The organism is Mycobacterium sp. IDUB_3 (assembly GCF_055419585.1).
The window spans coordinates 2802185-2809969 of the sequence record NZ_JBVAXZ010000001.1; the positions used below are offsets into that span (position 1 = coordinate 2802185).

General features: G+C 68.3%; 6 protein-coding genes. All 6 read right to left on the reverse strand.

From position 1 onward, the window contains the following. Positions 1-57: 57 nt before the first annotated feature. The gene (locus ACZYVJ_RS12790; protein WP_463831323.1) at positions 58-612 is read right to left on the reverse strand and encodes a type 1 glutamine amidotransferase domain-containing protein; all 555 of its coding nucleotides are present in this window, start codon (positions 610-612) and stop codon (positions 58-60) included. A gap of 31 nt (positions 613-643) precedes the next feature. Continuing rightward, on the reverse strand, positions 644-1051 hold the full coding sequence (locus tag ACZYVJ_RS12795; RefSeq protein ID WP_463831324.1) for a malate dehydrogenase: 408 nt from the start codon (positions 1049-1051) through the stop codon (positions 644-646). A 186-nt stretch (positions 1052-1237) separates the two neighbouring features. Next, positions 1238-2224, reverse strand: a complete 987-nt coding sequence (locus ACZYVJ_RS12800) for an LLM class F420-dependent oxidoreductase (protein ID WP_463831325.1) — start codon at positions 2222-2224, stop codon at positions 1238-1240. A gap of 46 nt (positions 2225-2270) precedes the next feature. Further along, complete coding sequence (nrfD, locus tag ACZYVJ_RS12805) at positions 2271-3356, reverse strand: NrfD/PsrC family molybdoenzyme membrane anchor subunit (RefSeq protein ID WP_463831326.1); 1086 nt, start codon at positions 3354-3356, stop codon at positions 2271-2273. Continuing rightward, positions 3353-4336, reverse strand: a complete 984-nt coding sequence (locus ACZYVJ_RS12810) for a 4Fe-4S dicluster domain-containing protein (protein WP_463831327.1) — start codon at positions 4334-4336, stop codon at positions 3353-3355. The genes nrfD and ACZYVJ_RS12810 overlap by 4 nt, the downstream gene beginning before the upstream one ends. Further along, entirely contained in the window at positions 4311-7640 is a 3330-nt protein-coding gene (gene fdh / locus ACZYVJ_RS12815; protein WP_463831328.1) for a formate dehydrogenase, read from the reverse strand. Before fdh ends, ACZYVJ_RS12810 begins: the two co-directional genes overlap by 26 nt. Positions 7641-7785 lie beyond the last annotated feature (145 nt).

Consider the following 7785-nt stretch of genomic DNA (forward strand, 5'->3'; position numbering starts at 1 on the left):
GCAGATAATGCCCGCAAACCGGCGAATTCAAACGGACCAGCCGGAAAGTCTTGGCGGCTAACCCGCCGCCGCATGGGCGAACTGCTTGAGGATGGCCGCGCAGAACGCCGGAAGGTCCGACGGTGAGCGGCTCGAGATCAAATTGCCGTCGACGACGACCTCCTCGTCGACGACGCGTGCGCCGGCGTTGCGCAGATCGGTGCGAATACTGGGATACGACGTCAGCGTGCGGCCCACTGCCACACCGGCTTCCACCAGCGTCCAGGGACCGTGACAGATGGCGGCCACCGGCTTGCCCGACCTGACGAAATCCCGGACAAAGGACACGGCGGAGCTGTCCATCCGCAGCTTGTCGGGGTTCACGGTGCCGCCCGGCAGCACCAGGCCGTCGTATTCGTCCACCGAAGCCTCGGACACCTTCCGGTCGACGGGAAAGGTTCCGGCCGGTTCGAGATCGTGGTTGCGCGCCTGGATTTCGTCGTCCTTCAGAGACACCAGCTGCACCCAGGCGCCGGCATCCTGCAGCGCCGCACGCGGCTGCTCCAGCTCCACCTTTTCCACGCCGTCAGCCGCAAGAATCGCTATCGTCTTGCCCTGCAACTCATTTGACATCGCCGCTTCCCTTTCTCGATCGCTTGTCGGATCAAAGAAGTCGTAACTGTGGGGCGCCGCGTCGAGCCCCGGTGGCTCGCAACGCCGTGTAGAGGTCGAGTCCGGCGATGCCAGAAAGCGCCACGGCCGAAATGGCGCCCTGGCGCCGTCGCCCGGGGCCGCGGGCGACGACACCCGCGATCAACAGCGCCATGTCCAGGACGTCACCGGCCACGCGAGTCCACACCAGCTTGGCGGGCCCACGCAGCAACGCCGCGCCATGGCCGCATTCACGCACCCCGAGCGCGCGGATCACCCGCCGCGACCGGCCGGTGTCGTCCACGCCGGCAATGGCAGCGACTTTCCCCGGGGCCACCAGTTCGCTCACACCCAGGCCGAAACTGGCGCCGCTGAGCGCCTTGACGAGTGTCGTTGTGGTGTCACCGGTTTCATCGCTCACAAATTCACTCCCCTGCTTTGCCGGAATGCGGACGCCTGCAAGCCGGCTGTGCGACAGCAGCGTGCTGGGACCAACGCACGCCGGAACGCCCGTTCACGTCCCAGCTCTACCGGCGTCCGACGCGCGTTGGCTGGCTGCGCACGACTGCGAGGCGGATACCCGGGTGCGCAGCGGTCAAACCTGCAATCAGTTTGCTGCGTCGCGCAGCGCCGCCAGCAAAGGCTCGGCAGCTTCTTGGAGGAACCGTTCCTGGGTTTCGCCGCCGATCTGCACGAGGGCGATGTCGGTGAACCCGGCTTCCCAGTAGGGTCGCACGCCCTCAACGATCGCGTCGAGGTCAGGACCGCAGGGAATGGTCTCGGCGACGTCTTCGGGACGCACGTACTGGGTCGCGCCGGCGAAGCCGGCCGGCGTCGGCAGGTCGGCGTTGACCTTCCAGCCGCCGGCAAACCAGCGGAACTGATCGTGCGCGCGTTTGACGGCGGTGTCCCGGTCGGGATCCCAGGACACCGGTATCTGGCCGATCACGCGCCCGCCACCGGCGAGATTTGCCGCCTGACGGACGCCGTGCCAGGCGTCGACGAGCTCTTTCTGGGGTTCGGTGGCGATCAAGTGGTCGGCCAACTTGGCGAACTTGTCGACGGCCCTGGTGCCGCCGACGGCCACCCCGATGCCGACCGGAACGTCCGGTACGTCCCACAGCCGCGCCGAATCGACCTGGAAATAGTCGCCGGTGAAGTCCACCAACTGCCCGCCGAACAGCTCGCGGATGATTTTGATGGCCTCGCGCAGCATGTCCTGCCGGCGCGTCACGGTGGGCCAGCCTTCGCCGACGACGTGTTCGTTCAGGTTTTCACCGCTGCCCAGGCCCAGCGTGAACCGGCCGTCGGACAGGATCTGCACGGTGGCCGCCTGCTGCGCGACGATTGCGGGGTGATACCGCATCGTCGGGCACGTCACGTAGGTGTAGAGGTCGACCCGTGCGGTGGCCTGCGCCACCGCGCCCAACACCGCCCAGGCGTTCGGCGCGTGTCCCTGCGAAGTGAGCCACGGCGAGAAGTGATCGCTGCAGACGTGAAAGTCGAAGCCGCGCTCTTCAGCCGAAACCGCATACTGGACAAGGTCTTTGGGTCCACTCTGCTCGGTCATCAAAGTGTAGCCAAAATTCGTCATACGTGACGGGTACCCGGCTGCCCCGAGCGCAAACGACCCCCGGCGTTCAGTCCGCGGTGGTGATGGAGTCCCCGGTGACGCCGGCCGCCCGGCGGGCGGCGAGCCGGCGCTTCTGCGGCTCGATCGTGTAGCGCGGGTCGCCGGCCGATTCCTTGCCCGCCTCGAAGAAACCGGACCGCAGCAACGCCGACGCCGTCAGCAACGCCAGGCCGGACAGGGCGGCGACCCCACGGTGCCGTCCGCCCAGCAGCGCGCCCAAACCCCCTGCGGCGGCGAGCCATTCGCTGGCCGACAGCAACCGGCCGGGTGTGCCGTGGTGCAGCGGTTCCCGGGTCACCGGGTCCATCCGGTACTCGGTGAACCTGGCGGAGATCAGGTCGCCGACCGCGCCGACGACGGCGAGCTTGCGGGCGGGCCCCGCCTCGGCGACTCCGGTGGTGATCATCGCCAATCCCGACGCGGCCAGGCTCGCCGAGCTGACGAACACGAACGGCAGGTCTCGATACGCGGCGTTCCACGTCGGGGTCGCGGTGTCGGTGAGCAGCACCGCGGTGTAGACGGCCAGCGGTGCCGCGAAGACGGCGGCTTCCAGTCCGGCCGGCCCCTCGACCGCGCGCAGGACGGGCCGCAACGGTCCCAACGGGATTCGCTCGCCGGTCATCCGGTCCACCTCTGAGGCCGCGGCGACGCCGATGCCGGCGGAAAAGAAGCTGAGGATCCACGAGCCGATGCTCATCGGTGAGGTCAGCTTGACCGTTCGCAGCATGTTGACGAAACGCTCGGGGCGGCCCAGATCCTTCACCAGGGCGACGGCCCCCAGTGACACCGCGATCAGGGCGGACAGTCTGGTGTTGCGGCGCAACGTGTTTCGCCCGGTGAGCTGGGCGCCTGCCGCCAGCAGGCCGGATCCGCCGGCGACGCCGCCCAGGAACAGGTATGCTGCCACCTCGTGGCCCCATGGCGCCGGCTTGACCACCGGACGCCCGTAATACGAGGTGAATTCGGCCTCGGGGACCATCGGCATCTCGCGTGACCCATCGCCGCCACCGCGACGGCCCGCGCGCCTGCCCTTGCGGCGCCTGCCGCCCTGTGGTTCCGGCGGGCGGAAGCTGTCGAATTCCGAGGTGCTCACCGGCTGCTCCAGAATGCCCACGCGGCCGCACCGACCATGCCGGCGGCGGCCATGCTCGCCCGCTTGAACATGGTCTTCAGGTCGGCCGTGCACACCCGCGGATCGGGCGGCAGCCCGTACACCTCCGGTTCGTCGAGCAGCAGGAACACCGACCCGGTCCCACCGACGCCGTCGTTCTCGTTGGCGCCGTAAAGCCTTGCCTCGGTGCGGCCTTCGGCGTGCAGCTGCGCGACGCGCTCGCGCGCCTGGGTCACCAGCTCGTCGTGATTGCCGAACTTGATCGACGTCGTCGGGCAGGTCTTGGCGCACGCGGGTACCTGGTCCTCGATCAGGCGGTCGTAGCAGAGCGTGCACTTCTGGGCGACGCCGGTGACGAATTCCTCTTTCGGCCGGCCCGGGCGCTCCGCCGGCGTCGCGTAGGTGCCGTCGCTGCGCCGTTCGACCACACCGAATGGGCATCCCGCCACGCAGGTTCCGCAGCCGTTGCACACGTCGTGCTGGACCACCACGGTGCCGAATTCGGTACGGAACAACGCGCCCGTCGGGCAGACGTCCAGGCAGCCGGCGTGCGTGCAGTGCTTGCACACGTCCGACGACATCAGCCAGCGGAACTCCGGGGTGTGCAGCGGCTGCGAAACAGGCTCCGGTTCTTCGTGTTTCGCGACGCCGGGAATGGCGGGCATGCCGAGGTTGATCAGCGCGCGACCGGATTCGCGGGCCTCTTCGATGCGGTCACGGCCCTGCTCGATGAAGGCGACGTGCCGCCAGGTGCTGGCGCCCAGCGCGCCGGTGTTGTCGTACGACGACCCCAGCAGCTCGAGGTCACCGTCGCGCGGGTTGCGATTCCACTCCTTGCAGGCGACCTCGCAGGCCTTGCAGCCGATGCAGATCGAGGTGTCGGTGAAGAAACCCTTGCGCGGCTTGGCATCCGCCCACCCATCGGCCGCGGCCGGATCAGTCGGACCGGTCAGCTGACCCATCGCCCCTCCTCGTGTCCTGCTGTCCGACGATGTCCCACACCGCATCGTCGACCCGCACATTGTCGGTCTCGGTGGTGACGCCCGAACGGGACTGGTACTCGGCAACGAGGCGCAGCAGCTCCTCGCCCTGCGGACGGCGGCCCGGGCGTATGTCGCACGAGCCGGCCTTGGACTCCTGGATCTGCACGTTGGGATCGAGCGTAATGCCGAGCAGGTCGTTGGCCGCGTCGCCGCTGACCACCGCGTCCCCGCCCACGCCCCAGTGGTACGGCAACCCGATCTGATGCACGGTGTGGCCGTTGATGATCAGCGGGCTCACCCGCCTGGTGACCAGCACCCGTGCTTCGATCGCGGCGCGCGGCGAGACGATGGTGGCCCACCCGTAGGGCTCGAGGCCGCGTTCGGCGGCCAGTTCCGGGGACACCTCGCAGAACATCTCCGGTTGCAGCTCCGACAGGTACGGCAGCCACCGGCTCATGCCGCCGGCGGTGTGGTGTTCGGTGAGCCGATAGGTCGTGAAGACGTAGGGGTAGACCTCGGCGCCCGGGTCACCCGCGCTCGGTGCGCTCAGATTGTCCTTGCGCGGGAACACGATTCGCGCCGGATTGCGCTGCTGCGGGTAGAGCGCATTGGTGACCGGTGACTCCTGCGGCTCGTAATGCGTGGGCAGCGGTCCGTCGACCACGCCCTTCGGCGCGAACAGCCAGCCCTTGCCGTCGGCCTGCATGATGAACGGGTCGTCCCCGGCCAGCGCGTCGGGACCACCCAGCTCAGGGTCGGGCCGGCTGCCGGGCGCCCGGTCGGCGACGAAGTCCGGCACGTCGTAACCGACCCAGCGCTTTTCGTCCGGGTCCCACCAGACGTACCGCTTGCGTTCGCTCCACGGCCTGCCCTCGGGGTCCGCCGACGCGCGGTTGTAGAGCACGCGCCGGTCGGCCGGCCACGCCCAGCCCCACTCGGATTGGCTCGGCGAGTCACCGCCGTGCGGCACCCGGCGGGCGGCCTGGTTGGTGGCGTTCGCGTACACCCCGGTGTAGATCCAGCAGCCGGCGGCGGTCGACCCGTCGGCACGCAGCTCGGTGTAGGACGAAAGCGGCTCGCGTTCGCCGACCCGATACCCGTTGACCTCGGCCAGCACCGCCTCCCCGTCGGGCTCGCCGTGCTCGTCGGTGGGGTAGTCCCATGTCAGGTCCAACAGCGGCCGGTCCCGCTCGTCGGTCGAGCCGGCCAGCCGTTGCCGGATCCGGTTGCCGAGTTCGTAAAAGAACTGCAGTTCGCTCTGGCACTGGCCCGGCGGCTCGACGGCCTTGTGCCGCCACTGCAGCAGTCGCTGGGTCTGGGTGAACGATCCCGCCTTCTCCACGTGCGTTGCGGCGGGCAGGAAGAACACCTCGGTCTCGATGTCGGACGTCTTGAGTTCGCCCGACGCGATCTCCGGCCCGTCCTTCCACCAGGTGGCCGATTCGATGAGGTTGAGGTCGCGGACCACCAGCCACTTGAGATGCGACATGCCCAGGCGCTGCAGGCGTCCGTGGGCCGAACCCACCGCGGGATTCTGCCCGAGCAGGAAGTAGCCCTCGACCTCGTCGTCCAGCATCCCCATCACGGTCTGATAGGTGCCGTGCGGACCGGACAGCCGCGGCAGGTAGTCGTAGGCCCAGTCGTTGTCCGCGGTGGCCGCATCCCCCCACCACGCCTTGAGCAGGCTGACGGTATAGGCATCGGCGTTGGCCCAGAAGCCCTTCTGCTTCTTGGATCCCACCGCGTCGAGGTAGTCGGCAAAGGTGTCGTGCATGCCCGCCTTCGGCATCGGCAGGTACCCGGGCAGCAGGTTGAACAGCGTGGGGATGTCGGTGGAGCCCTGGATGGTGGCGTGTCCGCGCAGCGCCATGATCCCACTGCCGGGTCTGCCCACGTTGCCCGTCAGCAGTTGCAAAATCGTTGCGGTGCGGATGAATTGGGCGCCGAGGGTGTGCTGGGTCCAGCCGACGGCGTAGGCGAAGCAGGTGGTGCGCTCGCGCCCGGAGTTCTCCACGATGGATTGGGCCAGGTAGTCGAAGTCCTCGCGGCTGATACCGCAGACGTCCTTGACCATCTCCGGGGTGTAGCGGGCGTAGTGGCGCTTGAGGATCTGGAAGACCGTCCGCGGGTGCTGCAGGGTTTCGTCGCGTTGCACCAGGGCGTGCGGCAGCGGTGGGCCGCCGCTGCCGTGCTCGTCACCCGCCGCGCTCTGCGACGCGGTGGCGCCGTGCGGGTGGCCGGTGGCGGGCGACTCGGTGTCCTCCTCCGGTTCTGCATAAGCCCAGCTCGACGTGTCGTACTGCCCGGTTTCGGGATCGAAGCCGGAGAACAGACCACCAAGATCCTCGGTGTCCCTGAAGTTTTCGTTGATCAGGGTGGCGGCGTTGGTGTACGCGACCACGTACTCCTTGAACCACAGGTCGCCTGACAGGATGTGGTTGATCAACGCGCCGAGCAACACCACGTCCGAGCCGGCGCGGATCGGGATGTGCCGGTCGGAGACCGCCGAGGTGCGGGTGAAGCGCGGGTCGACATGGATCACCCGCGCGCCGCGGGCCCTGGCCTCTTCCACCCACTGGAATCCGACCGGGTGGCACTCGGCCATGTTGGAGCCCTGGATGACGATGCAGTCCGCATTGGCCATGTCTTGCAGTGATTGGGTGGCGCCGCCGCGCCCGAAGGAGGCTCCCAGACCGGGAACCGTTGCGCTGTGTCAAATACGAGCTTGGTTCTCGATCTGAATCGCGCCCGCGGCGGTGAAGAGTTTCTTGATGAGGTAGTTCTCTTCGTTGTCCAGCGTCGCACCGCCGAGTGCGGCGATACCCATGGTGCGGCGCAGCAGGTTGCCCTTCTTGTCGATGTCCTGCCAACTGTTCCGGCGTGATTCCACGAAGCGGTCGGCGATCATGTCGATCGCGGTGTCCAGCTCCAGCGGTTGCCATTCGGTCGCCCGGGGCGGCCGGTAGAGCACCTGCAGTTGCCGGCCGGGCGAATTCACCAGCTGCTCGCTGGCAGAACCCTTGGGGCACAACCGTCCTCGCGAGATCGGCGAATCGGGGTCGCCCTCGATCTGCACGACCCGCTCGTCCTTGACGTACACCCGCTGCCCACAGCCCACGGCGCAGTACGGGCACACGCTCTGCACGACCCGGTCGGCGGTGGTGGTGCGCGGCGTGATCGCGCGGGTGTGTTTGGACGTCACCGCCGAGCCGCGGCCGAGCTTGTCTGTCGACCGCAACTGGCGCAGGACCGGCCATTCCAGAAACACTTTGCGCAGGGCCATGTCCTCACCCTAATGGCGATCGCAAGCGCGGCGAAGCCGGGCGCGGCGGGTCGCCATGCGACCTAGTGCGATCGCAAGCGCGGCGAAGCCGGGCGCGGCGGGTCGCCATGCGACCTAGTGCGATCGCAAGCGCAGCGAAGCCGGG

Excerpts from the sequence above, each read along its gene's own strand:
- ACZYVJ_RS12790 (WP_463831323.1), bottom strand. The coding sequence starts at position 612 with ATGTCAAATGAGTTGCAGGGCAAGACGATAGCGATTCTTGCGGCTGAC.
- ACZYVJ_RS12800 (WP_463831325.1), bottom strand. The coding sequence starts at position 2,224 with ATGACGAATTTTGGCTACACTTTGATGACCGAGCAGAGTGGACCCAAA.
- ACZYVJ_RS12810 (WP_463831327.1), bottom strand. The coding sequence starts at position 4,336 with ATGGGTCAGCTGACCGGTCCGACTGATCCGGCCGCGGCCGATGGGTGG.